We start from the raw sequence: 23,343 nt of genomic DNA on the forward strand, positions 1-23,343 counted from the left end.
TTCGTTCACCCTTGAAAGGCCTTGTCAAACGGCCGTGTGAGAATCGTAGCGTCTCGTGACGCACAGCGACGGAACAGTCTGCGTCAGGCTGGCGACAAGTTGGCTCCGTGCGCGGCTCACCCGGCTCTTGACGGTCCCTACCTGGCAGCCGAGGCGGGCTGCCGCCTCTTCGTAGGTGAAGCCTTCGGCCCCCACGAGCAGCAGCGCCTGGCGTTGCGGGAGCGGCAGCGTCCCGATGAGGTTCATCACGGCCCCGAGCGCCACGACGTGGTCCTGGTCCGGTGCCGCCGTAAGCGTCGCGGCGTGCGCGCCCTCGGCGTCCTCGACCTCGCGCCTGGCCTTGCGCATCTCGGTGTAGAACTGGTTGCGCAGGATCGTGAAGCTCCAGGCCGTGAAGTTGGTGCCGGGCACGAACTTCTCCCGGTTGGCCCATGCCCGGACCATCATCTCCTGCACGAGGTCGTCGGCGCGGGCCGCATTCGCGCAGAGGGACATCGCGAACGTCCGAAGCATCGGCAGCGCCCGGAGGAGATCGTCGCGGAACGTGACCCCGAGACGCTCGCCGGATGCGACCAGCGACGCCTCGAACCGCTCGACGAGGAGCGAGAGCCTCTCCGGGATGGCCGCGTGCTCGGCAACCGAGAAGTAATCCCGCAACGGACCCGTAAGATGGGCAGCGATGCCCGCCTTGGAGCAATCGCCGCTGGGCAAAGCCGTTGGATCGGCGGCATGCGGGGTGTCGGTCACGGTCGGATGCCTTTTCGAGTGAGGGTAAGGTGCGACGACCGCACGATGCATTCGTTGTGATGCGGAACCCCGAGCTTGACCGCCCGAACGGTCCTCAGGCGGGGTCGACCGAGGCCCCCGCCTTGACCAGTGCCGGAAAGCCCCCGGCAACGTGGGCGACCGGTCCGAGGCCCATGTCGTTGAGCACCTTGGCGGCCAGGGCCGACCGGTTGCCGGAGGCGCAGTAGAGTACCAGGCGCCTACCGCCGCCGAGCTCGGCCTTGTGGGTCGGGCTCTCCGGGTCGGCCTGGAACTCCAGGAAGCCGCGGGGCACATGGACCGCGCCGGCGATCCTGCCGGTCTTGGCCAATTCCTCGCCTTCGCGCACGTCGACGAGCATCGTGTCGGGCTGGCCGAGGCGTGCGAGCGCCTCCTCGGCCGACAGGGTCTCAACCTCGCGGTTGGCTTCCGCCACCAAATCCTTCGCGCTTCTCATGGTCATGGCTTCCTCCGTCACTCGCCCCAGGCCGCGCCGTCGAGGGCGTCCAGCGGGATCTTCAGGTAACGCTTGCCGTTCGCCTCGGGCTCGGGCAGGCGGCCGCCTCGGATGTTCACCTGCAGGGAATGCAGGATGAGCTTGGGCATCGGCAGTTCGCGGTCGCGTGCCTCGCGCATGCGGACGAACGCCTCCTCGGTCGGGGCCTCGACGAGGTGCGGGTTCTCGGCCCGCTGCCGGGCGACCGTGCTCTCCCAGGCCGCCTCGCGCCCGCCCGGGCGGTAATCGTGCCCAGTGAACAGCCGTGTCTCGTCCGGCAGGGCCATGATGCGCTGGATGCTGCGCCAGAGCGCGTGCGCGCTGCCGCCTGGGAAGTCGGCCCGCGCCGAGCCGCTGTCGGGCATGAACAGCGTGTCGTGGATGAAGGCGGCGTCGCCGATCCGGTAGGCGATGGAGGCCATGGTGTGGCCGGGCGTGAACATCACCTCGACGTCGAGGTCGCCGATCCGGAAGCGCTCGCCGTCGGCGAAGAGCCGCGACCACTGCGAACCGTCCGTCCGGAACGTGTCGGGCAGGTTGTAGAGCCCCTTCCAAAGCCGCTGCACGTCGACGACCTTCTCGCCGATGGCGGTCGGGACGCCGGTCTTGTCGTGCAGGTAGCCGGCCGCCGAAAAGTGGTCGGCGTGCGGATGGGTGTCGAGGATCCACTCCAGCTCGTAGCCCTCGCGCTCGATGTGGGCGAGCAGGGCATCGGCGGAGCGGGTCGCGGTCGCGCCGGACTTCGGATCGAAGTCGAGCACCGGGTCGATGATGGCGCAGCGCTTCGTCCCGGGATCGGCGACGACGTACTGGATGCTGCCGGTCGGCTCGTCATGGAAGCCGGTCACGATGGGACGCCCGCGCAGGGCTGCGATGGTCTGGTCCGACATGAAACGCCTCCTTTTTCGGGTTCAGGTGTTGGCGCCGAGGAGCGGCAGGGCTCCGCGGGCGACGACGTACAGGCCGACCAGGATGACGAGGCCGGCGAAGGTGACGGTCAGGGCTCGCTTGCGCCCGGCGAGCCTCTGGCCGAGGCGCGTGCCGGCGAGGCCGCCGAGCACGCCTCCCAGGATGAACAGGCCGGCCAACGGCCAGTCGATCAGGCCGGAGGCGGCGTAGCTCGCGGCGGTCGCCGCCCCGAAGGCGCTGACCGCGACCAGCGAGGTGCCGATGGCCATCGGCAGCGGCATCGACGTCGCCAGCATCAGGCCCGGCACGATGAGGAATCCCCCGCCGATGCCGAAGAAGCCGGAGAACAGGCCGACCGCGAACCCGATGCCGAGCAGCCAGGGCAGGAGTACCGGGGCGTTGGCCTTCGTCAGGCGCACCTCGGGGTCGCCGTCACCGCGCCGCTTGCGCAGCATCAGGCCCCCGACCACGAGCATCACGACACCGAACAGGGCCAGGAGGCTCTGCCCGTCGACCGCCTTCGCAGCGACCGAGCCGGCCAGCGCGCCGAGGACGCCGGCGACCGAGAATGCCGCCGCGCAGCGCCACTTCACGTTCCCCGCCCGCCATTGCGGGACGAGGTTGCCGGCCGCGCTGACCGACACCGCCAGGGCGCTGGTGCCGATCGCCACGTGTGGCGAGGACACGCCGACGACGTAGGTCAGGAGCGGGACCGCCAGGATCGAGCCGCCCCCGCCGACGAGACCGAGGATCAGGCCGACGACCCCGCCCGAGCCGGCCGCGAGGCCGGATGTCAGCAGGCCGGGCGTCATGCGTCGGCTCCCTGGACCGCCGGCTTCGGGGCTGCCGCCGGAAGAAGGTGAAACGCCAGCATCCCGACGACCATGGCGACGACGAAGGTCACAGCTTGCGCCGGTGCGACCGTCAGCAGGGTGAGGGCGGGCCCCGGGCACAGGCCGGCGAGGCCCCAGCCGAGACCGAACACCGCGGCGCCGGCGATCAGGCGCGGGTCGAGGTCGCGCCGGGTCGGGATCTCAAGCCGGGAGGCGAGCAACGGCCGCCCACGGCGCCGCGCCACGAAATAGCCCGTCGCCGAGACCGCGACGGCGCCAGCCATCACGAAGGCGAGGCTCGGGTCCCAGCGCCCGGTCACGTCGAGGAAGGCGAGAACCTTGGCCGGATCAGCCATGCCGGAGACGAGGAGGCCGAGGCCGAACAGGAGACCGACGGCGAAGGCGGAGGCGGTCTTGGCCATGGCTCAGGCTCCGACGAGATGGCGCACGACGAGGACGGTCAGGATGGCGACGGCCATGAAGGTGCCGGTGGCGACCACGGAGCGGGGCGAGCCACGGCCGATGCCGCAGACACCGTGGCCGCTCGTGCAGCCGGCACCGAGGCGCGATCCGAACCCGACCAGCAGACCGGCGACCACGAGCAGCGGGAACGAGGCATCCACCGTCAGCGGCGGCAGGCTGCCACCCAGGCCGGCGTAGGCGAACGGCGCCAGGACGAGTCCTGCCACGAAGGCGGCGCGCCAGCCCGTCTCGCGAGATGGCGGGGTTAGGAGGCCGCCGAGAATGCCGCTGATGCCGGCGATCCGTCCGTTGAGGAGCAGGAACAGGGCCGCGGAGGTGCCGATCAAGGCACCGCCGGCGAGGGCGCTGACAGGCGTGAAGCCGTCCATGGTGGTCGCTCCCAAACGGTGGTCCGGGGGATGCCCGGCGGGGCGCAAGGGACGTCCTCCCCTGCCAAACCAGAACATTAGATAACTCTTATTTAGCATCATCTAATGGAATGGCAAGCGTGAAACCGACGGCCTGGATTGGGACGCGCAGAGGGGGTGCGGTGGCGCACGGGCGCCTTCGCCTTTGGGCGGACGCCATCGTTGGCGTGGCATCGATGCCGACGGGAGGCTCGCCGTCTCCCGTTCGACCAACTCAGGGATGGATGTAGGCGAACCCCATGCCCTGCAGCCGCGCCAGTTCGGCGACACCGCTCGGCACCACTTCGTCCTCGGTGACGCCGTAGAGCGTGTTGCGGTCGATCTTCCGCTCGCGCAGGGTATGGCCGCAGACGAGGAACCGAACGCCCATCCCCTTGAGGGCATCGATACGGGCGGCGAGCTCCCTGTCGCTCGCGGCCGACTGGAAGAGCCCGACCCCGTCGCCGTGGCTCACCACGCGGATCTCAACGTGGGTCTTGCCCACGGTCTCGACGTGGTTGCGCAGATTGCCGAGCAGGCGCTTGAAGTAGGCGGCTCCGTCGGGGCCGCCGTCGTTGTGGTAGACCACCTTCTGGTCGGCGTAGTACCCGGCCGGCGCTTCCGGGCCGGCATGGGCGGCCCCTACGCCCAGGGTCGCAAGCACGACCGCGATCATCAGGCTCCTAAAGACCGTCATCGTCCGCCTCCCCGTCATAGGCCGGAGGCTCGGGTGCTTCCGACGCGCTGCGCGATAGGTTGTCGAGCCCCGCATGATCGAGGCCGTCGTCCGGCTTCGGTCCGGAGGATGCGCCGTTCCCGAGGCTGCCCGTCGTCTCCGGCGCTTTTGGCCGTGCGGCGTGGACGGTGCCTCGGGACCCGAGCACCACCACCTTCGTGCCGGTGGGGACGCGCCGGTGCAGGTCGATCACGTCCTGGTTCAGCATGCGGATGCATCCCGAGGACACCGCCTCGCCGATGCTCGATGGTTCCGTCGTGCCGTGGATACGGTACAGCGTGTCCTTGCCGTCCTTGAACAGGTAGAGCGCCCTGGCGCCGAGCGGGTTCCTGTCGCCGCCCGGCATGCCGCCGGCCCAGCGCCCGTTCCGCTCCGGATCACGCCGGAGCATGTCGGGCGTCGGCGTCCAGCGCGGCCAGGACGCCTTGCGCGCCACGGTCGCCTCGCCGGTGAACTCGAATCCGGCCTTGCCCACCCCGACCGCGTAGCGCATCGCCTTGCCGCCCTCCATGACGAGGAAGAGGAAGCGTTTGTATGGATCGACGACGAGGGTGCCGGGCAGCTCCTTTGACGGGTAGTCGACCAACTGGCGGACGTTGCGAGCCTTGAGGTCGCGCGGGTCGACCGCCTCGACCGGGAAGGGTTCGTCCGTGACGGCGGCGTACCGGCGCAAGACCTCCGGGGTGATCTGCGGCCGGGCTTCCGCGACGGGGGCCGGAGCCCCCTGCGAGGTCGAGCAGGCGCCGAGCGCCGAGGCGAGCGCGATCAACGTCGTAAGGCGGAGGGGCCGCGGCATCACGAGCGACCCCGCGCTCGGGCCTGGGCGACTGCCTGCCTGAAGCCGTCGTAATCGAGCGCCGCCGCGACCTTGAGTTGGCCAATCAGGAAGACCGGCGTTCCCTGGAGCCCCAGGGCGTCCGCCTGGTCGAGGTTGCGCTGGAGCAGGGCCGCGATCTCGGCCTGGTGCGCCTTCCGGTCCTCTTCCAGGCGGGCGACGTCGACGCCCGAGGCGGCCACCGCCTCCAGCATCCGCTCCTTCGGGATCTTGCGGCCCGGAATCCCCATGAGCGCGCGGTGCACTTCGTCGTAGCGGCCCTGGTACTTCGCCGCGAGGGCGAGTTGGGCGCCGTAGACGGAGGCGTCGCCGAGGATCGGCCAGTCCTTGTGGACGAGGCGGATGCGCCCGTCCGCCTTCACCAGACGGATGAGGTCGGGCTCGGCCTTCTTGCAGAAGGGGCAGTTGTAATCGAGGAAGGCGACGATGGTCAGGTCGCCCTTCGGGTTGCCCGAGACCGGCACCTCCGGGTCGTTGAGGATGGCGTTGGGGTCGACGCCCTGGGCGAAGGCCTCCTCGATGGGGGGCGCCAGCGACAACAGGGCAGGCGCGAGCGCGACGGCGGGCATAAGGGCGAGCAGGGTCCTGCGGTCCATGGTGGTCTCCGTGAAACTTGGTTTGTCGAAAAGGGGGGCTCAGGCGCCGACGAGGGCGAGGCGGCGCTTCAGGTCCTCGACCGTGAGTTCGCCCTCGGTGCGGGCCTCGCGGACCTCGCCGCCGTCGGGGCGCATCAGGATGAGGGTCGGCGGTCCGACCACCTCGAAGCGCCGCATCAGGGCGCGGGTGGCGTCGTCGTCGCGGGTGACGTCGGCGCGGATGACCGAGACGGCCCTCAGCCTCGCCCGGATGCCGGGGTCAGCCAGGACCGTCCGTTCGTTGGTCTTGCAGACGCTGCACCAGTCGGCGGCGAACTCGACGAGCACCGGCTTGCCCGCGGCACGGGCCGCCGCGAGGGCGGCCTCGAAAGCCGGGACGGAGGAGACAGACCGGCTCTCCTCGACGTGAACCGCTCGCGACGGGCCGAAGCCTGCGAGCGGCCGGAGCGGGTCGGTCCCGCCGCCCGCGGCGCCGACGACGAGGGCGCAGCCGTAGGTCACGGCAACGATACCGGCGACCTTGCTTAGCCGGCCCGCGGCACCCGCCCTGAGGACGTCGAACGCCCCGACGAACACGCCGACGCCGATCGCCAGCGCGCCCCAGAGCACGAGGGAGACCTCGGACGGCACGAGGCGCGAAACCATGGTGATGGCCAACGCGAGGAAGACTACGCCGAAGGCCTGCTTGGCCGCGACCAGCCAAGGGCCTGACTTCGGCAGGATACCCGCCCCGAACGTCCCGAATGCGATCAGCGGCAGGCCCATGCCGAGGCCGAGCGCGAACAGGGCGGCGGCGCCGCGCGCCACGTCGCCGGTCTGGGCGACATAGAGGAGGGCCGCGGCGAGTGGCGGCGTCACGCAGGGCCCGACGATCAGGGCGGAGGTGAAGCCCATGACAGCGGCGGCGCCGAGCGCGCCAAGCTTGCCTCCGTTCAGGCGTGACAGCCGGCCGGCGACGCCGGACGGCAGCGCCAGGTCGAACACGCCGAACATCGACAGGGCCAGGGCGGCGAAGGCTGCGGCGAGCAGTCCAAGCGCGGCGGGAGTCTGGAGTGCGTTTTGAAGGTTGCGCCCGGACCATGCCGCCGCCACGCCGAGCGTCCCGTAGGCCAGCGCCATCGCGATCACGTATGTGCCGGAGAGTACGAAACCTCGTCCGGCCGAGAGCCGCTCCCCGGACCGGGCCAGCATGCCGGCCAGCACCGGGACCATCGGGAGCAGGCACGGGGTGAAGGCCAGGAGCAGGCCGAGCCCGAGGAAGGTCGCCAGGACGCCCGCGAGATGGCCCGAGAGCAGGCCGCTCGCGGGCTCGGCCTGCGCGTCCGTGGCCGGCGTCGCGGCGGTCGCGGTCGCCTGCGGACCTAGCGCGGGGACCTCGATGACCTTGTTGATCGGCGGGTAGCAGATGCCCTTCTCGGCACAGCCCTGATAGGTGACGCGCACCTCGCGCACCCCCGCGAGAGCCGCACCCGGCACGATGGCCTCCGTCGCGCCGTGATAGACTTCCGTCGGCCCGAAGTTGGGGTCATCCTTGGTCTCGCCGAGCTGGGTGCTGACAGGAAGCTCCCTGCCGCTCGCGTCGGTGGCGGCGATCTTGTCACGGTAGAGGTAGGTGCCGGGGGCGATGGTCCATCGCAGGCGCAGCGAGAGGTCTGGGTCGCGAGCCGCATCGACGGTGAAGGGCGTCGGCCGCGCACCGGGCTCGCGGCACTGCCCCGGTGACCACAGCGAGGAGCCGGTCCAGAGCAGGGCAGCGAGGATAAGGTGGGTGAAAACGTTCGGCATGGGCAGGGTCCGGGATCGGATCGGCCCGCCGCGGGTCGGAAACGCAGCTTAAGCCAGGCTTAAGCGGGGCCCGGAGGATGGGGGCCGTAAAGGGAGACACGCATGCGCATCCTCGTCGTCGAGGACGACACCATCCTGTCGGACGGTCTCAGGGCTGGTTTGGGCCTGGGCGGGGCGACGGTCGATTGCGTCGCAACCTGCGCCGACGCCGAGGCGGCGCTCGCCACGAGCGCGTTCTCGGCCATCGTGCTCGACCTGATGCTGCCCGACGGCTCCGGCCTCGACGTGTTGCGGGGGCTTCGCCGCCGGAACGACCGGACGCCGGTCGTCCTGCTGACGGCCCGGGACGCCGTGACCGACCGGATCGCCGGGCTCGACGATGGCGCCGACGACTACCTCGGCAAGCCCTTCGACCTCGACGAGCTCTCCGCCCGCATCCGTGCCGTCGTCCGGAGGGCCTCGGGTCGGGCCGCCGCGCTCCTGGAGCACGGCGGAATTCGGCTCGACCCCGGCAGCCTTGCCGTCACCGTCGACGGTGTGCCGGTCGCCGTCTCCCGGCGCGAGGTCATGGTTCTGGCGGCCCTCATGGAACGACCTAACGTGCTTCGCTCCAAGGTCGAACTGGAGGAGCGGCTCTACGGCTGGCAGGAGGAGGTCGAGAGCAACGCGGTCGAGGTCCACGTGCACAACCTGCGTGCCAAGATCGGCAAGCACGCCATCGAGACGGTCCGAGGTCTCGGATACCGGATGAGGGCACTCGCATGAGGTCGCTACGCGTCAGGCTTTTCGCCATCCTCGTCCTCGCCACCGGCCTGATCTGGCTCAGCGCGGTCGCCTGGATCTATCTCGGCTCGAAGCGCGAGGTGGAGCAGGTCCTCGACAACCGCCTGCAGGAAGCCGCCCGCATGGTCAGTTCCCTGGTGGGTGCGGTTGGGAGCGCTGGCCCGGACGGGGCACCCCGAACCTTCCCGGCCCCGACGGCCTACGAGCGGCAGCTTTCTTGCCAGATCTGGTCGCTCGACGGGCGCATGGTAGCGCGGTCGACCGGGGCCCCGGAGCGCCGCCTGACCGACGCGCCGGCCGGCTTCTCGCAGCGCGAGGTCGACGGCGAGACCTGGCGGGTGTTCACCGTGGAGGATGCCGAGAGAGGTGTGCGGGTCATGGTGGGTGATCGTCTTGGCCTCCGCGAGCGCCTCGTCACTGACCTCATCATGGGCCTGGTCACACCCGCCATCCTGATGGTTCCGTTGCTCGGCATGCTGATCTGGGCGAGCCTCGGTCGGGGCTTGCGTCCCTTGCGGCTGATGGCGCGGGACCTCGCGGGTCGCGGCGCCGACGACATGAGTGCGATCGACACAAATCGGACGCCGGCGGAGGTGCGTCCCCTGGCAGACGCCCTGAACGGGCTGTTCCTCAAGGTCGAATCGGCCCGCCGGCACGAACGGGAAGTGACGGCCTTCGCCGCGCATGAACTGCGAACACCGCTCGCCGGCCTCAAGGTCCAGGCCCAGGTCGCCATGGCCGCCACCGACCCGGACGTGGCGAAGGCGGCGCTGAGACAGATCCTTGCGGCCGTCGACCGGACCACGCGCCTCGTCCGCCAGTTGCTCGACGCCGCCCAGCTCGATGCCGCAGGGGAGGCGCCCTCCCTGGCGGAGGTCGACGTCGGCGCACTGGTGACGGAGACCGTGGAGGGGATGCGGACGCCTCCCGGGGTCCGGACCCAAATCGATCCGGGGCTACGGGGCTACACGCTGCTGGCCGACCCGGAAGGCCTGCGCCTCGCCGTCCGAAATCTGCACGAGAACGCCGTGCAGCACATGGTGACCGGCACGGTGGCTTGGGGCGCGCGGCCGCATGGCGAGGGCATCGTCGTTCGCGACGAGGGACCGGGCATTCCGGAGGAGGAACTGCCCCACGTCACGACACGGTTCTTCCGTGGGCGACACAAGAGCGAGACGGGTAGCGGTCTCGGCCTCGCCATCGCCGAGATGGCGTCCCGCCGGAGTGGCCTGAGCCTGCGGCTGCGCAACCGGACGGATCGCCCGGGGCTTGAGGCGGAGATCCTCCCGGGCTGAGACCGGTCAGCCGAGCTCCGGGCAGAAGATGTCCTTGAGGGTCGCCAGCACCCGCGCGGCCCTGGGGTCCTCAAGGCGGTAGTGGATCGTCTGGCTCTCGCGCCGGAACGCGACCAACCCATCCTCGCGCAGCTTGGCGAGGTGCTGCGACAGGGCCGATTGGCTGAGCTCGACCTCCCCGGCGAGGCTGGTCACGTCCATCTCGCCGCGGGCGACCAGCAGGCACAGGATGAGCAACCGCTTCTCGTTGGCGAGGAGGCGGAGCAGGCGGGCCGCGTCGGCGGCCTTGTCCTGCAGGCGCATCAGGTCGGTCGGAGTCGCTACGTCCATCGGTCCGTATCCCAGAATGTCAGCCTTATCTTATTTAGGCGATCCTAATATAAAATCAGGGGCTGTGCTCCTTCTTTGCCCACTCCGCGGCTTCGCCCAGGAGGTCATCAAAGGCTTTTCCTGGTGCCGCCTTGCTGCCATCGTCCCCGAGGTAATCGGGCGCAGGCGCGGAAGGAGTGATCTGCGTCGGTCGCAAAGGCCAAGGGCCGCCATTGTATTGGCGGCCCCCTTTTGCTCTGGATTGCTCCGGTGCGGTACTAAGGGGTGGGAAAGCGGAGATATTGCGTCGGCCATTACCGGGACGGTGTCCGGCAACCACCAGGCGGAAAAAATATCCCCGCTCGGGGAAGGCATGCCCCCGGTCGACGGCCCGCAGGGCTAAGCGCGGGCCCGGCATCCACCCGGACATGACGCTTTCGCGCGGCACCGGCCGCTCCGGAGACGGCTATGTACCACCGTCGCCCAGGCCGCCTCGATACTTGGGCCGGATGGGACCGGCGGCCGACTCAACCCACATCGCGCACCATGGGCCGCCCCGCTTCCGACACGCGGATCGCCCTTGAGGTCGGCGCGGCGGTGCCAAGCCTGCCCGCGGTTTCCTCCACCCGCCAGCGAAGGATTGCCGGAGCAGGGGCAAGGATTGCGTCGTTGCTCCTTCCGTCGCCTCTTTGATCGGGCATTCTGTATAAGTGACTGCCTGGATTGAGCTTTTTCATATTTCAAGATCAAATCCGAAAGAATAGGCTATTCAATCCTTGGAATGCTTCGACGCCACTCTGATATCCTGCTTCAATCGAGCATCATCTCGCGATCATGCCAGATCGCAGGCCGATCCTGCAGTAAAAGGCGGTGGTCAGACTTGACTCCCAGGGCCGTGCTCGCGGTACAAGGCGCTGCCCGGGCCGCGTCGGCCCGAGCCGACCAGGAGTAAGGGAATGAAAGTTCCGGAACCGCCGTCGCGCAGGTAGGCGTGTGCGGGTAGCCGCCCACACACGCCTCCTTGCGATCCATCGACCGGGGTGCGCCCTCACGAGGCCAAAGGCACCCCGGTCAGCAACCCCGAACCGCCGAGGGCGGAAACGGGCGCTTCGGCGCATGGGCAGTGGATTCGCATCTCCCACCGCCCTTGGCAAGAGTCCCCGTTCCGCTCCGGCTCGAACGACGCCAGCCGCCAGGCATCGACCGGCTGTGCGTCGCCAGCGCGGAGCTGTCATTGAACACGAAGCATGATCGAGATCCCGCACGCGAAGCGCGGGAGACGCCCGGTGACGCGGGCGCGTCGGCCGTCGGCCCGGGGGTGCCCGAACCCTTGTATCCGCCGACGAAGATTGCCGGGGCCGACCTGATGGTCGTCGGCCTCGCCTACCGGTCCGACGAGTGGATCGAGTTCCTGGATGGCGAGGATTCCGGCGGCCGTTTCGAGGTCGCCGCAGTGGTCGACCCCGTCGACCTGCGCCAGATCGAAGCGATGGTGGCGGGGCGGACCTTCCGTCTGGCGGCGGTCGACCAGGAGCTCGCCATGGGCACGTCCCTGGCTGTCCAACTCGCCTTCTTCGGGCCCCCGTCGGTCAAGGTCCTGCCGCCGCCGTCGGAGCGCAAAAGGCTGGTTGGCTCCAAGGCGCGGCGCCCACCCGAAAGGCCTTGGGTCCACACCCTCGGCGGTCCGCGGGAGCCAAGTCCGCGACGGTAGGAGACCGCGTGTCGGGAGGGCGCCGGTTTGCGCCCTCCCGTGCATGAGGCGGACGCCTCACGGTCGCGCTCGGGGAAGAGAGTTGCCGCCGTGCCCCCGCGCCTCGGATGAGCCTGATGTGGATGGGGGAAGCGACTACTCCGCCGAGCCGGCCCGCGACACCTTGAGCGCCCATCATCGGCTGAGTCTTGTGCCGACGATGCGAGGCCCGCCGTCTCGAACCCGCGGTCCCCGCCGGAGCGGGTATGCCGCTCCTCGACATCCCAAGGCGATTGAGTTCATGGCGGCGCGCAAGATCCCCAAGCCATTGCACAACCGTGTCGGCGCTGCCGAATTTCGGCCACTCTAAGTGGCCACGTGAGCTGGGTGATCCCCGTTTCCATGGCTTGATCCCGACTTCGCGATGGCTCCCCCGCTCAACCGACGAACCAAGAAGGGAGAGTCGTATGTGCGCCCCCCTTCGATAGAAGCCGCCCTCGACCGATTGGCCGCCCTCGACCTGGATGGGATCGTGCGTGAGGCACGGGCGGAGGACCCCAAGGCGCCCGGCTACGTCGAGAGCGAATGCTTGGTCCATCTGCTGCGTTCGACACGCCACGACAACACGGACACCCGTTTCCAGAGACTGTTCGAGGTGTTGATCGAGAGGGTCGAGCGCTCCCTGAAGGGCTCGATCCGGACCAGCCGCCGCTACGACGCGGAGGAGTTGCGGACCGAGGTCGTCAACCGCCTCGTCGATCTCCTCGTCGAGGACAGGCAGTCTCCGGGCATCAAGCTGGATTTCTTCGAGGTGCGGTTCGCCCGCGCCATGACCGCCTTGCGCATCGGCGTGCTGCGGCGTTCCGAAAGCCGGGCGGAGGGGACCGACCACATCGAAGACATGGGCGACGGTGAAGGTGATGCCGTCCCGGCCCTGACGAACCGTATCAGCCAAGCCTTCGCCGCCGACGGGTCCGAACAGGAAAAAGAACATTTCCGGAACGAGCTGCTTCGCGCGATCGACCGTCTGCCACCCCTTCAGCGGGAAGCCGTAGCCCTCTTCCTCGAAGGCCACCGCATCGAGGGAGGGGACACGGAGACCATAGCGAAGCTTTGCGGCGTCTCGGACCGGGCGGTACGTTATCGCCTCAGGAATGCGTACGAGACGCTGCGTCGGGAACTCGGAGAGAGACGATGACGACCAGCCCCTCGCACCGCGCGCAGGAAATCCTCCTGACCTTCGCGGCGGAAGGCGAACCCACCCCGAAGCGGTTGGAGGCCTTTACGAAGGAGTACCCGGACCTCCGCCGCGAGCTCACCGACCTTGCGGTCGAGTTGGTGCTGGAACCCTCGCGGCCGGTCCCCGCGGCTGACGCCGCGACGGCGCGCACCGTGTCGTCGGCATGGGCTCGCTTCCAGGCAGGCATCGCCAGCCCCCCGGCGAAGTCCCGGGCCGGCGCGGTGGTCGAGCCTTCGCCGGACGTCTTCGCGGGCTTCGCCGGCCCGTCATTCCCACGGCTCGCGGCCCGGCTCGGAGTGACACCCGCCTTCCTGATCAAGGTCCGGGATGGCCTTATCGAGGCCGCGTCCTTCCCCAAGGCGCTGGCCAGGGACATCGCGGACGAGGTCGGGCATGGCGTCGACACGGTCATCGCCCTGTTGGAGCGCCCCGCATCCATGCCGGCCGGAACGATGGCCAAGGCCGACGGCAAGCCGGAGGTCGGCGTGAAGCAGACTTTCGAGGAGGCGGTGGCGAGCTCGGGCCTGACGGCGGATCAACGGCGGCGTCTGCTCGCGATGGCAGAGGCCGAACGTGGATCCGATTGAGGCGGGGCGGAAGCAGGCCGCCCGCATCCATGCCGAGATGGTCGCCGAGGGAGCCGATCCCTGGCAGCCGTTCGACCTTGCCGTGCGGGCCATTGAGGGCCACGGCCTCTGGCACCAGCCCGTCCACGCGGGCGACGTCTCCCTGAACGGAGGCCGGGCACGGCTCGACCCGAAGTCGAAGGGCATCCTGTACGGCGAGACGGGCACCCCCGGAGGCGATGCGCTCCTGCTCGGACATGAGCTCGGGCACGTGGTGATGCACGGCGGGACCGCTCCCGTCGTCACTACGCATACCGACCCGAGCCGATCCTCCGAGAGCGGCATCGCCGTCGAGCGGCTGGCCGACTACGGGCGTGGGGAGCGCCGCGAGGTCCAGGCCGACCTGTTCGCGCGCGAACTGGTGCTGCCGCGAGCCGTCGCGCGTCGCCATCACCAAGACGGGATGAGCGTCGCCGACATCGCCGGGCGGCTCGGCATCTGCCCGGACGTGGTGACCCAGCAACTGCTGGACGCGCTACTGCTTCCCGTCGTGCCGGACGCCGCCCCCGCCCCCGCGGCCACGATGCGGCCGGACCCGAGCCAGGATGCGGCGGTCGCCCATCGTGGCGGCCCCTACCTGCTCCAGGCGGGGCCCGGGACGGGCAAGACCCGCACGTTGGTCAGAAGGATCGAGAGCCTCGTCGACGAGGGGATCGACCCGAACGGAATCCTCGTCCTGACCTTCTCGAACAAGGCGGCGGCCGAGCTGATGGATCGGCTCGCCCTGTCGCGGCCCGAGGCGGCCGCCTCGGTCTGGACGGGCACCTTCCACGCGTTCGGGCTGGACGTGATCCGCCGCTTCCACGAACGCCTCGGACGAAGCGCGAGCCCGAAGCTCGTCGACAAGCCCACGGCCATCACGATGCTGGAGGGGGTTCTGGCGAGCCTGCCGCTGGCGCATTACCGGGACCTCTGGGACCCGGTGCAGGATCTCTCGAACATCCTCTCGGCCATTTCCCGCGCCAAGGACGAACTCGTCGACCACGTGCGCTACCGTGAATTGGCCGATGCGATGCAGCGTGCCGCCACGGACGACGCGACGCGCCTGAGGGCGGCGCGGGCGCATGAGGAAGCCATCGTCTACGAGGCTTACGAGAGGCTGCTCTCGGAGGCCGATGCCCTCGATTTCGGTGACCTCGTCATGAGGCCCGTGCGACTTGCGGCCGAGCATCCCGACGTGGCCAAGGCGCTGTCGCTCCGCCATCGCCACCTGCTCGTCGACGAGTACCAGGACGTCAACCTCGCCACCGTGCGCTTGATCCGGGCGCTGGCGGCCGACGAGGGCGAGCGGCTGTGGGTCGTCGGCGACGCCCGCCAATCGATCTACCGGTTCCGGGGCGCCACCTCGGCCAGCATGGCCGCGTTCCGGGCGCACTATCCCGGGGCGACCCTCGGGGCGCTCGACGTCAACTACCGGTCGCGCAAGGAGATCATCGACACCTTCACGAGCTTCGCCGCGAGCGTCGACGCCTTCCGCCCGCTCGGCGCGCTCGGCCTAGCCCCCGACAGGGGGGCGTCCGGCCTCAAACCGGTGCTGCACGACGCCGGCACCCCCGACGACGAGGTCGCGCTGGTGGCCGCCTCCGCGGCGCAGGCGAAGGCTGCGGGGGTGGACTACCGCGAACAGGCGGTCCTGTGCACGACCAACGACCGCCTCGCGGAGTTCGCCGCAGGCCTGATCGCCCGGGACGTACCGGTCCTCTACCTCGGGCCGCTGTTCGAACGGCCGGAGGTGAAGGAGCTGCTCTGCCTGCTCGCACTCTTCCACGATCCCCGCGCCGCAACGCTCGTCCGCGTCGCCACGATGCCGGGGTTCGAGATGGAGCTCGGCGACGTCGCCGCGGTCGCCGCCCATCTGAGGGACGCTTCAGGGCCGCCCCTCGACTGGCTGGCCGCCGCCGACGCCATCCCCGGCCTCGGCCCCTCGGCGACGGCGCCGCTGCGGCGCCTGCGAGAGGTCTGCGGGGGCTTCGCGGATCGGACGCCTCCGTGGCGCATCGCGAGCGCGCTGGTGCTGGACCGGCTCGGCATCGGCCGGAGGATCGCGGCCTCAGGTACCCTGCCCGAACGGATGGCGGGCATTGCGATCTGGCAATTCCTGAACTTCCTGCGGTCATTGCCGGTCGAGGGTCAGTTCCCGACCTTCGAGGCGCTCCGCCGGATCAAGAGGCTGGTCGTCCTCGGCGAGGAGAAATCGCTCAGGCACGTCCCGGACGCCGCCCTCGAACTGGACGCGGTGCGCATCATGACGATCCACGCCTGCAAGGGCTTGGAGTTCCAGCTCGTCCATGCGCCCGGCATGATCAAGACGGGCCTGCCGCGAACGGCCAAGCCGCCGCCTTGCCCGCCGCCGGACGCGCTGATCGAGGGCAGCGACGGCCTCACCGGCCCGCAGGCCTGCCTGACGGGCCACGAAGAGCAGGAGGCCTGCCTCTTCTTCGTCCTGCTCTCCCGCGCGCGAGACGACCTGCGCCTCTACCGGTCCACCATGATGGCCGGCGGGACCAAGAAGCGGAACCCGTCCGACTACAACGCCCGGATCGCCGCCACGCTGGGCCGGCCGCCCGCACTCGTCCGGCTCCCGTCGCCTCCGCCGCCATCCGGCCCGGCCGCCGTTCCCATCACATGGGAGACGCCGTTCGCGCTCGACCACCAGCACCTCGATTCCTACGGGAAATGCGGGCTGCGCTTCCTCTACACCTACCTGCTCGGCCTGGGCGGACGCCGCGACGAGACGCCGTACATGCGGATGCACAACGCCGTGGCGGAGACGGTCCGTTGGCTCGACCGCAACTTCGACGCCGGGCGCGCTGAGCCGGAGGGCTTCGGCGAGGCCTTCGCCGCGGCCTGGACCGAGCACGGCCCGGTCGACCACGGGCACGCCGAGGCTTACAGGACCATCGCGGACGAGATGCTGCGGTTCCTCCTCGGCCTGCGTGACGAGGAAGGCAGGCTGCCTCCCGAGGCCTTGAGCCTGGCCGTTGCGGGAGGAAGCGTCCTTTCCAGGGCGCACGACGTGGTCCGCAACGCGGACGGACGCCTCGTCGTGCGCCGCGTCGCGACGAGGAAGGCACCGTCGGCGCTGCTGAAGGAGATCGAGTACATCGTCCTGGATGCCGCGGCGGAGGTGACGTTCGGCGAACCCGTTGTGGTCGAGGCGGTGCATCTCACCGGCGGCAGCCGGCAACCGGTGGAGATCCCGCCGAAGAAGCGGGACGAGCTTCGTGCCGCCGTCGTCGCTCACATGTCCGGCATCGGGGCGGGACTGTTCGCCCCGAGCGTGGGATCCCGCTGCCCGCGCTGCCCGCATCACTTCGCCTGCCCCGGCCTTCCCGGCGGCTCGGCGGTGGTGCGGCGACCCCTGGCGTGGGGCCGGTAGCGCGGCCCGGAGCCCCTAACAGACTGCTCGGCCCGCGGCCGAAAAAAACTTGGCCCGGCCGTTTCCGGCTTGGCCGGCCCCTTTCGATCAACCCCTCGACGGGCCGGGAAGGATGGCTTCCCGGGATGATCGAAAGGCAACGGGATGAACACCAACGAGAACCACGGCCACCACGACGACGACGCCCCCCGCACGGACGAGGACGGCGTCCGCGCGGTCAAGGTCTACGGCTTCCGCATCGACAAGAAGAGCTACGAGAACCCGCTGCCGGACCTCACCGGCCGAGACCTGCTCGTTATCGCGGGCAAGGCGCACCCGGATCGCTGGAAGATTTTCCAGAAGGTCGGCGCCCAGTTGAAGCGCATCGGCCTCGACGAGGTCGTGCACGTGAGCGACAGCGGCGAGGAGCGCTTCGTCACCCTGCCGCTCGACCAGACGGAGGGGGAGCAGCCGCTCCCCCGCCGCCGGGATTTCGCGCTTCCCGAAGGCGACGAGGAGACGCTCGACGCGGCCGGCCACCGCTGGGAGGCGATCCAGGAGGCGGGCGCCACCCGCGTCGTCGTCCGCGACTATCCCGTCCGCACCGGGTACGCCCCGGCCAAGGCGGACCTGATGCTGCGCCTGCTGCCGGGGTATCCCTCGACTCAGATCGACATGTTCTACTTCCACCCCCCGCTCGCCCGGGCCGACGGGGTTCCGATCCGCGCCCTGGTCGGGGACACCTTCGAGGGCAAGCACTGGCAGGGTTGGTCGCGTCACCGCACCGGCGAGAACCCCTGGCGCCCGGACGTCGACGACATCGGCACGCACCTCGCGCTGGTCGAGCATTGCCTCGCCAAGGAAGTGGGGGCCGCCTGACATGCGCACCACCCTCGCCCTGACCGGCGCGCAACACGCCGCGCTTTGCGCCCACCTCTTCCCCGGCGACGGCCGCGAGGCGGTCGCCCTGATGCTCTGCGGGCGCGCCGCCTCGCCCGGACGGACGAAATTCGTCGTGAACCGGATCGTCCCGATCCCGCACCATGCCTGCGAGCGCACCGACAGGCGCGTGACTTGGCCGACCGCCTACCTGGAGCCCCTGCTCGCGGAGGCGGCGAAGCGCGGCATGGCCGTGGCCAAGGTCCACAGCCATCCGGGCGGCGACCTGCGCTTCAGCGAGGTGGACGACGCCGCGGATGCCGACCTGTTCGGCGGGGTCCATGCCTGGGTCGACGACGGCCAGCCGCACCTCAGCGCGGTGATGGTCCCGGACGGGACGATGATCGCCCGGGCCCATGGCGAGGACGGCACGCACGCGCCGCTCGACCACGTCGGCGTCGTCGGCGATGACCTCCGCTTCCACCGGCCCCCCGTTCACGCCGCCCAGGCCGTTCCCGAGTTCGCGCGGCGGCACGCCCAAGCCTTCGGACGCGCGACGTTCGAGGCGATGCGGCACCTCCGCGTCGGGGTCGTGGGGTGCTCCGGGACCGGCGGTCCGGTCGTTGACCAGATCGCCCGCCTCGGCGTCGGCGAGATCGTGCTGGTCGACCCCGACCTGGTCGAGGACAAGAACCTCAACCGCATCGTCAACACGACGCTCGCCGACGTGGGTCGGCCGAAGGTGGAGGTTCTGGCGGCCTTCGTCGAACGCCTCGGGCTCGGTGCGAGGGTGGAGGCCTTTCCCTGCGACCTGTCCCGACCGGACGCGCTCAGGGCCGTTTCGACCTGCGACGTCGTGTTCGGGTGCATGGACGGGGTCGAGGGCCGCGACCTGCTGAATCGCCTCGCGACGTTCTACGTCCTGGCCTACCTGGACATCGGGGTGATGCTCGACGCCGATGGCGAGGGTGGCATCGACCAGATCTGCGGGTCGGTCCACTACCTGCAGCCGGGGCGCTCCAGCCTCCGGGGACGCGGTCTCTACACGGACGGGATGCTTGAGGCCGAAAGCCTGAGGAGGCAGGACCCCGCGGCCTACGAGGACCGCCTCGCGCGCGGCTACATCCGCGGCGTGCCGCAGGAGCGGCCGGCCGTGGGTGCGGTGAACGGCCTGTTCTCCAGCCTCGCGGTGGTCGAGTTGCTGCTGAGGTTGCATCCGTCGCGGCTCGACCCGAACGGCGATTTCGCCGTCCAGACCCTAAGCCTGACGGCCGGGTTCTGGCAGTTCGCGCCGGAAGAGGGCACGGACGACGCGCTCGCGCGATACCTCGGTCGAGGCGACATGAGGCCGTTCCTGAACCGACCGCATCTCGACATGCTCATGAGGGCGGCGTGATGGCGGGACTTCCCGTTACGCTGCTCCGGGCGTCCCTGTCCTGGGTCGCCCGCCGCCTCGGGCGTCACACCGTGGATTTCGTCGACGAGGAGCCCGATACGCCCGCGCCTCGCACGGTCTACGTCGTGGGTGAGGATGGCCATCAGTGGTTCGCGGCCTTCGGGTGCCCGTGCGGCTGCGGCGAGACGATCAAGCTCTCGCTCGTTCCCGGCGACCGGCCGGGCTGGCGCATCCGCCGACACTGGGACGGGACCGCGTCGCTGACGCCGAGCGTCTGGCGTCAAGTGGGATGCCAGAGTCACTTCTGGCTGAGGAAGGGCCGGACCGACTGGTGCTGACCGCCTTCGCCCGCCGCGGCGCCGGTTCCGCCGACGCCGAACCTGTCGCCTCCGGAGCGGGGAGGATTCCGCCGCGGTGAACGGAGGTGAGGTCGACCCGGAGCTAGGTCGCCGCTGGCCGGACTGGGGTGAATTCCGGACATGGGGCCGTTCAGGAGGCCCTCGTTGCGACGAACGGTGCCGCTTGGAGGCCGTTGCCTCGGCCATATCACGCCGGAAAAATTGACCGGCGGAGGGATGTCGCTTCCATCGTTGCGGTCCGGACCAAGCCGAGGGCCGGATAAGCGCCGCCCGCCCGAACGCGTGATCCCCGGCCGTCGGCGGCAGGACGAACTCTGAACGGGGCGGCGCACGTGCGCCGCCCCGTCGAAGCCGTTAGGCCAGGGCAGCGGCCCACTTCGTAGGATCGGGTGACTTGTTCTTGTAGATCGTCCCGCCGAAATCCACGTGAAGCTCGGCCCACGCCCCGCCAGCCTGGCGCGCGAGAACTTCGAAGTGCTTCGGCTTGCGGCGAAGGTCCCCCGACGGGGTCCAGCCCGCGGCCTTCACCGCCTCCAGCACGCGCGATGGGTCGGCCGGCATGTCCGGTCGCTTATCGCCAGGCGGGTGACAAGGCTTCTTATGCTGGATGTGCACGGGTTCCCGGCTCTCGGCTGCGATCCGCGTCACCTTGATCTCGGACGGGCGACGCTCGCCCTCGATGTCCACATGCAGGCCCGCCACGAGCGGGAAGGCCTCCGCTCCCTTAGGGCCGAGATCGGCCAGATGCGTCCCGCCGCCGGCCTCCACCGTGAAGCGATGGGCAAAAACGTGCTGAATGACCCCCGAGAGGGCCGTCGTGTCGTGGTGCGGCATGATCTTCTCCGTAGGGCGCCCATCCGCAGGCGCGGCCCGTCAGGTGGCCTGGCCTCACACGCCGTTCAAGATTGACCCCGGCCGGTGCGAGCGAGGGGACGATCACCTTTCTGTGCTTCGTCCCGAGGCCGCGGGGGCCCGTGCGCGGCTCACATGCCGGGTCTGCGGACCCATGGTGCTGCCGCGATCATGCTCACGCGCAGACCCTGCTCGGCCGACACGTAGCCTCAAGGATCGAGCCGGGCCGTCCGCAGGCGCAGGGCGTTGCCGATGACGCTGACCGAGGACAGCGCCATGGCAGCGGCGGCGATGACGGGCGAGAGCAGGATACCCAGGAACGGGTACAGCACCCCGGCCGCGACCGGCACGCCGGCGGCGTTGTAGACGAAGGCGAAGAACAGGTTCTGGCGGATGTTGCCCATCACCGCCTTCGAAAGGCGCCGCGCCCGCACGATCCCCATCAAGTCGCCCTTGAGCAGCGTCAGGCCGGCGCTCTCGATGGCCACGTCCGTGCCGGTGCCCATCGCGATGCCGACGTCCGCCGCGGCGAGCGCGGGGGCGTCGTTGACGCCGTCGCCCGCCATGGCGACCACCTGCCCGGCCGCCTTGTAGCGCTCGACCACGGCGGCCTTCCGGTCGGGCAGCACCTCCGCCTCGACCTCCTCGATGCCGAGGCGGCGGGCGACGGCCTCGGCGGTGGTGCGGTTGTCGCCGGTCAGCATCACCACCCGGATGCCCTCGGTCCGGAGCGCCGCCAGCGCCTCCGCGGTCGTCGCCTTGACGGGGTCGGCGATGGCGATGACGCCCGCCACCCGTCCGTCGACGGCGGCGAAGATCGCGGTCGCGCCGTCTCGCCTCAGTTCGTCCGCCCCTGCCGCATATGCCGACACGTCCACGCCATGCTCGCGCAGGAAGGCCGCGTTGCCGAGCGCAACCCGGCGCCCCTCCACGGTGCCGAACGCGCCCTTGCCGGTCGGGCTTTCGAAGTCGGCGACGGCGGCGGTCGCGACGCCGCGCTCCTCCGCGGCCCGCACGACCGCCGTGGCCAGCGGGTGCTCGCTCGCCCGCTCGACGCTCGCCGCGAGGCGCAGCACCGTAGCCTCATCGAAGCTAGCTGAAGGCACGATCCGGGTGACCGCCGGCTTGCCCTCGGTCAGCGTGCCTGTCTTGTCGACCAGGAGGGTGCCCACCCGCTCCATGCGCTCCAGGGCCTCGGCGTTCTTGACCAGGACGCCGGCCCCGGCACCCCGTCCGACGCCGACCATGATGGACATCGGCGTGGCGAGCCCGAGCGCGCAGGGGCAGGCAATGATGAGCACCGCGACGGCGGCCAAGAGCGCGAAGGTGAAGCGCGGCTCCGGCCCGAAGACCATCCAGGCGAGGAACGCGAGGACCGCCACGCCGATGACGGCGGGCACGAACCAGCCGGCCACTTGGTCGGCGAGGCGCTGGATGGGTGCGCGCGAGCGCTGGGCCTCGGCCACCATCTGGACGATGCGGGCCAGCATGGTGTCGCGCCCGACCTTCGTGGCCTCGATCACGAGGGCCCCGGACTGGTTCAGGCTGCCGCCGACCACGGGGGCGCCCGCCGCCTTGGTGACCGGCATCGATTCCCCCGTCACCAGGCTCTCGTCCACCGAGCTCCGCCCCTCGGCGACGAAGCCGTCGACCGGCACCTTCTCGCCCGGGCGCACCCGCAACCGGTCGCCGGCCGCGATGGCGTCGAGGGACGTCTCTTCCTCGGAGCCGTCCGGTCGAATGCGGTGGGCCGTCTTCGGCGTCAGGTCGAGCAGGGCACGGATCGCGCCGCCGGTGCTCTCGCGGGCGCGAAGTTCCAGTACCTGCCCGAGGAGCACCAGAACCGTGATGACGGCCGCCGCCTCGAAGTAGGCAGGCACGGCCCCGCCATGCCCGCGCAGGGCCTGCGGGAACAGGCCCGGGGCAGCTGTGGCGACGACGCTGTAGAGGAAGGCGCAGCCCGTCCCCAGCGAAACCAGCGTGAACATGTTGAGGTTGCGCGAGACCACGGAACGATAGCCACGCACGAAGAACGGCCAGCCCGCCCAGAGCACCACAGGCGCGGCGAGCACGAACTGTATCCAGTTCGAGGTTTGCTGCCCGAGGCGTTCCGCCAGCCCGAACAGGTGGCCACCCATCTCCAGGACGAAGACGGGGAGCGTCAGCACGAGCCCGACCCGAAAGCGTCGGGTCATGTCGACCAACTCCTCGCTGGGGCCGGTGTCGGCGCCGACCACGGCCGGCTCAAGCGCCATCCCGCAGATGGGGCAGCCTCCCGGGCCGACCTGCCGCACCTCCGGGTGCATCGGGCAGGTGTAGATCGTACCCTCCGGCACCGGCTCCACCCTCGCCTGCCCCGGATCGAGGTAGCGGACCGGATCGGCCTCGAACTTGGTCCGGCATCCGTTCGAGCAGAAGTAGTACGGGTGCCCGGCGTGCTCGGCCCGATGCTTCGCGGCGTGCGGATCGACCGTCATCCCGCAGACGGGATCCTTGACCGTCCCGGTGCCGGAAGCCTGGGTCTCGTGATCACCGTGCCCAAGTTGCGCATGGTCGTGCCCGGCATGATGGCCGTGGCGCTCGTGCGAGGGGGGGACGCTATGCGGCATGACCTGGCTCCCGTGGGTTCGCATCGCCTTCGGTCACCGGCTTCCGGTGACGGGAAGCAGGCCGAGGCTGTCCAAGGACGTCGAACAGGTGACGGGGACGGCGGGCGTCCCCGTCGGGATGGG

22 protein-coding genes are annotated in these 23,343 nt (G+C 70.1%); 9 read left to right on the forward strand and 13 right to left on the reverse strand.

Going from position 1 to position 23,343, the window contains the following annotated elements; genetic code table 11:
- Positions 1–24: 24 nt before the first annotated feature.
- The 10 genes from HNR01_RS17700 to dsbD all read right to left on the reverse strand — a co-directional run bounded on the left by HNR01_RS17700 (position 25) and on the right by dsbD (position 7,824).
- Positions 25–747 carry a sigma-70 family RNA polymerase sigma factor gene (locus HNR01_RS17700; protein ID WP_012455888.1) on the reverse strand — a complete coding sequence of 241 codons (723 nt, stop codon included), beginning with the start codon at positions 745–747 and terminating at the stop codon, positions 25–27.
- Positions 748–841: 94 nt separating this feature from the next.
- Positions 842–1,228 carry a rhodanese-like domain-containing protein gene (locus tag HNR01_RS17705; RefSeq protein ID WP_003597873.1) on the reverse strand — a complete coding sequence of 129 codons (387 nt, stop codon included), beginning with the start codon at positions 1,226–1,228 and terminating at the stop codon, positions 842–844.
- Positions 1,229–1,239: 11 nt separating this feature from the next.
- Positions 1,240–2,151: an MBL fold metallo-hydrolase gene (locus HNR01_RS17710; protein ID WP_003597874.1), complete on the reverse strand. Its 912-nt coding sequence runs from the start codon at positions 2,149–2,151 to the stop codon at positions 1,240–1,242.
- 21 nt (positions 2,152–2,172) lie between these two features.
- On the reverse strand, positions 2,173–2,982 hold the full coding sequence (locus HNR01_RS17715; protein ID WP_003597009.1) for a sulfite exporter TauE/SafE family protein: 810 nt from the start codon (positions 2,980–2,982) through the stop codon (positions 2,173–2,175).
- Positions 2,979–3,425, reverse strand: coding sequence for a YeeE/YedE family protein (locus HNR01_RS17720; RefSeq protein ID WP_003597007.1), 447 nt, complete (start codon positions 3,423–3,425; stop codon positions 2,979–2,981). The genes HNR01_RS17715 and HNR01_RS17720 overlap by 4 nt, the downstream gene beginning before the upstream one ends.
- Positions 3,426–3,428: 3 nt before the next feature.
- Positions 3,429–3,854 (reverse strand): YeeE/YedE family protein, encoded by a 426-nt coding sequence (locus HNR01_RS17725; RefSeq protein ID WP_003597005.1) that lies wholly within the window; start codon positions 3,852–3,854, stop codon positions 3,429–3,431.
- Positions 3,855–4,107: 253 nt separating this feature from the next.
- A complete protein-coding gene (locus tag HNR01_RS17730) occupies positions 4,108–4,569 on the reverse strand; it encodes a DsrE family protein (RefSeq protein ID WP_003597002.1) in 462 nt (153 codons plus the stop codon).
- Entirely contained in the window at positions 4,556–5,404 is an 849-nt protein-coding gene (locus tag HNR01_RS17735; RefSeq protein WP_003597001.1) for a L,D-transpeptidase, read from the reverse strand. The genes HNR01_RS17730 and HNR01_RS17735 overlap by 14 nt, the downstream gene beginning before the upstream one ends.
- Complete coding sequence (locus HNR01_RS17740; RefSeq protein WP_003596999.1) at positions 5,404–6,039, reverse strand: DsbA family protein; 636 nt, start codon at positions 6,037–6,039, stop codon at positions 5,404–5,406. Before HNR01_RS17740 ends, HNR01_RS17735 begins: the two co-directional genes overlap by 1 nt.
- Before the next feature lie 39 nt (positions 6,040–6,078).
- Positions 6,079–7,824, reverse strand: a complete 1,746-nt coding sequence (gene dsbD / locus HNR01_RS17745) for a protein-disulfide reductase DsbD (RefSeq protein ID WP_003596998.1) — start codon at positions 7,822–7,824, stop codon at positions 6,079–6,081.
- A gap of 102 nt (positions 7,825–7,926) precedes the next feature.
- Here dsbD and HNR01_RS17750 point away from each other — a divergent pair, with 102 nt between their 5' ends.
- Together HNR01_RS17750 and HNR01_RS17755 are read left to right on the forward strand one after the other, a co-directional pair.
- Positions 7,927–8,589 carry a response regulator gene (locus HNR01_RS17750; protein WP_003596996.1) on the forward strand — a complete coding sequence of 221 codons (663 nt, stop codon included), beginning with the start codon at positions 7,927–7,929 and terminating at the stop codon, positions 8,587–8,589.
- A complete protein-coding gene (locus tag HNR01_RS17755) occupies positions 8,586–9,902 on the forward strand; it encodes an ATP-binding protein (RefSeq protein ID WP_003596994.1) in 1,317 nt (438 codons plus the stop codon). Before HNR01_RS17750 ends, HNR01_RS17755 begins: the two co-directional genes overlap by 4 nt.
- A gap of 6 nt (positions 9,903–9,908) precedes the next feature.
- Here HNR01_RS17755 and HNR01_RS17760 read toward each other — a convergent pair whose 3' ends face one another.
- The gene (locus HNR01_RS17760; RefSeq protein WP_003596992.1) at positions 9,909–10,232 is read right to left on the reverse strand and encodes an ArsR/SmtB family transcription factor; all 324 of its coding nucleotides are present in this window, start codon (positions 10,230–10,232) and stop codon (positions 9,909–9,911) included.
- Positions 10,233–11,445: 1,213 nt separating this feature from the next.
- On the opposite strand from HNR01_RS17760, the gene HNR01_RS17765 reads away from it, so the two are divergent.
- The 7 genes from HNR01_RS17765 (at position 11,446) to HNR01_RS17795 (ending at position 19,738) form a co-directional block, all read left to right on the forward strand.
- On the forward strand, positions 11,446–11,922 hold the full coding sequence (locus tag HNR01_RS17765; protein WP_003596991.1) for a hypothetical protein: 477 nt from the start codon (positions 11,446–11,448) through the stop codon (positions 11,920–11,922).
- Positions 11,923–12,406: 484 nt separating this feature from the next.
- The gene (locus HNR01_RS17770; protein WP_238230997.1) at positions 12,407–13,099 is read left to right on the forward strand and encodes a sigma factor-like helix-turn-helix DNA-binding protein; all 693 of its coding nucleotides are present in this window, start codon (positions 12,407–12,409) and stop codon (positions 13,097–13,099) included.
- On the forward strand, positions 13,096–13,728 hold the full coding sequence (locus tag HNR01_RS17775) for a hypothetical protein (protein WP_012455887.1): 633 nt from the start codon (positions 13,096–13,098) through the stop codon (positions 13,726–13,728). Before HNR01_RS17770 ends, HNR01_RS17775 begins: the two co-directional genes overlap by 4 nt.
- Positions 13,715–17,146: an ATP-dependent helicase gene (locus HNR01_RS17780; RefSeq protein WP_012455886.1), complete on the forward strand. Its 3,432-nt coding sequence runs from the start codon at positions 13,715–13,717 to the stop codon at positions 17,144–17,146. Before HNR01_RS17775 ends, HNR01_RS17780 begins: the two co-directional genes overlap by 14 nt.
- Before the next feature lie 144 nt (positions 17,147–17,290).
- A complete protein-coding gene (locus HNR01_RS17785) occupies positions 17,291–18,004 on the forward strand; it encodes a multiubiquitin domain-containing protein (RefSeq protein WP_003596987.1) in 714 nt (237 codons plus the stop codon).
- Position 18,005: 1 nt separating this feature from the next.
- Positions 18,006–19,400 carry a ThiF family adenylyltransferase gene (locus HNR01_RS17790; protein ID WP_003596986.1) on the forward strand — a complete coding sequence of 465 codons (1,395 nt, stop codon included), beginning with the start codon at positions 18,006–18,008 and terminating at the stop codon, positions 19,398–19,400.
- The gene (locus HNR01_RS17795) at positions 19,400–19,738 is read left to right on the forward strand and encodes a ubiquitination-like system serine protease family protein (RefSeq protein ID WP_003596985.1); all 339 of its coding nucleotides are present in this window, start codon (positions 19,400–19,402) and stop codon (positions 19,736–19,738) included. Before HNR01_RS17790 ends, HNR01_RS17795 begins: the two co-directional genes overlap by 1 nt.
- 375 nt (positions 19,739–20,113) lie before the next feature.
- Here HNR01_RS17795 and HNR01_RS17800 read toward each other — a convergent pair whose 3' ends face one another.
- Positions 20,114–20,593 carry a hypothetical protein gene (locus tag HNR01_RS17800; RefSeq protein ID WP_003596984.1) on the reverse strand — a complete coding sequence of 160 codons (480 nt, stop codon included), beginning with the start codon at positions 20,591–20,593 and terminating at the stop codon, positions 20,114–20,116.
- Between the two features lie 227 nt (positions 20,594–20,820).
- A complete protein-coding gene (locus tag HNR01_RS17805) occupies positions 20,821–23,220 on the reverse strand; it encodes a heavy metal translocating P-type ATPase (protein ID WP_003596983.1) in 2,400 nt (799 codons plus the stop codon).
- Positions 23,221–23,343 lie beyond the last annotated feature (123 nt).

The sequence above is a fragment of the Methylorubrum rhodesianum genome (assembly GCF_014199985.1).
In the GTDB taxonomy this organism is placed as follows: domain Bacteria; phylum Pseudomonadota; class Alphaproteobacteria; order Rhizobiales; family Beijerinckiaceae; genus Methylobacterium; species Methylobacterium rhodesianum.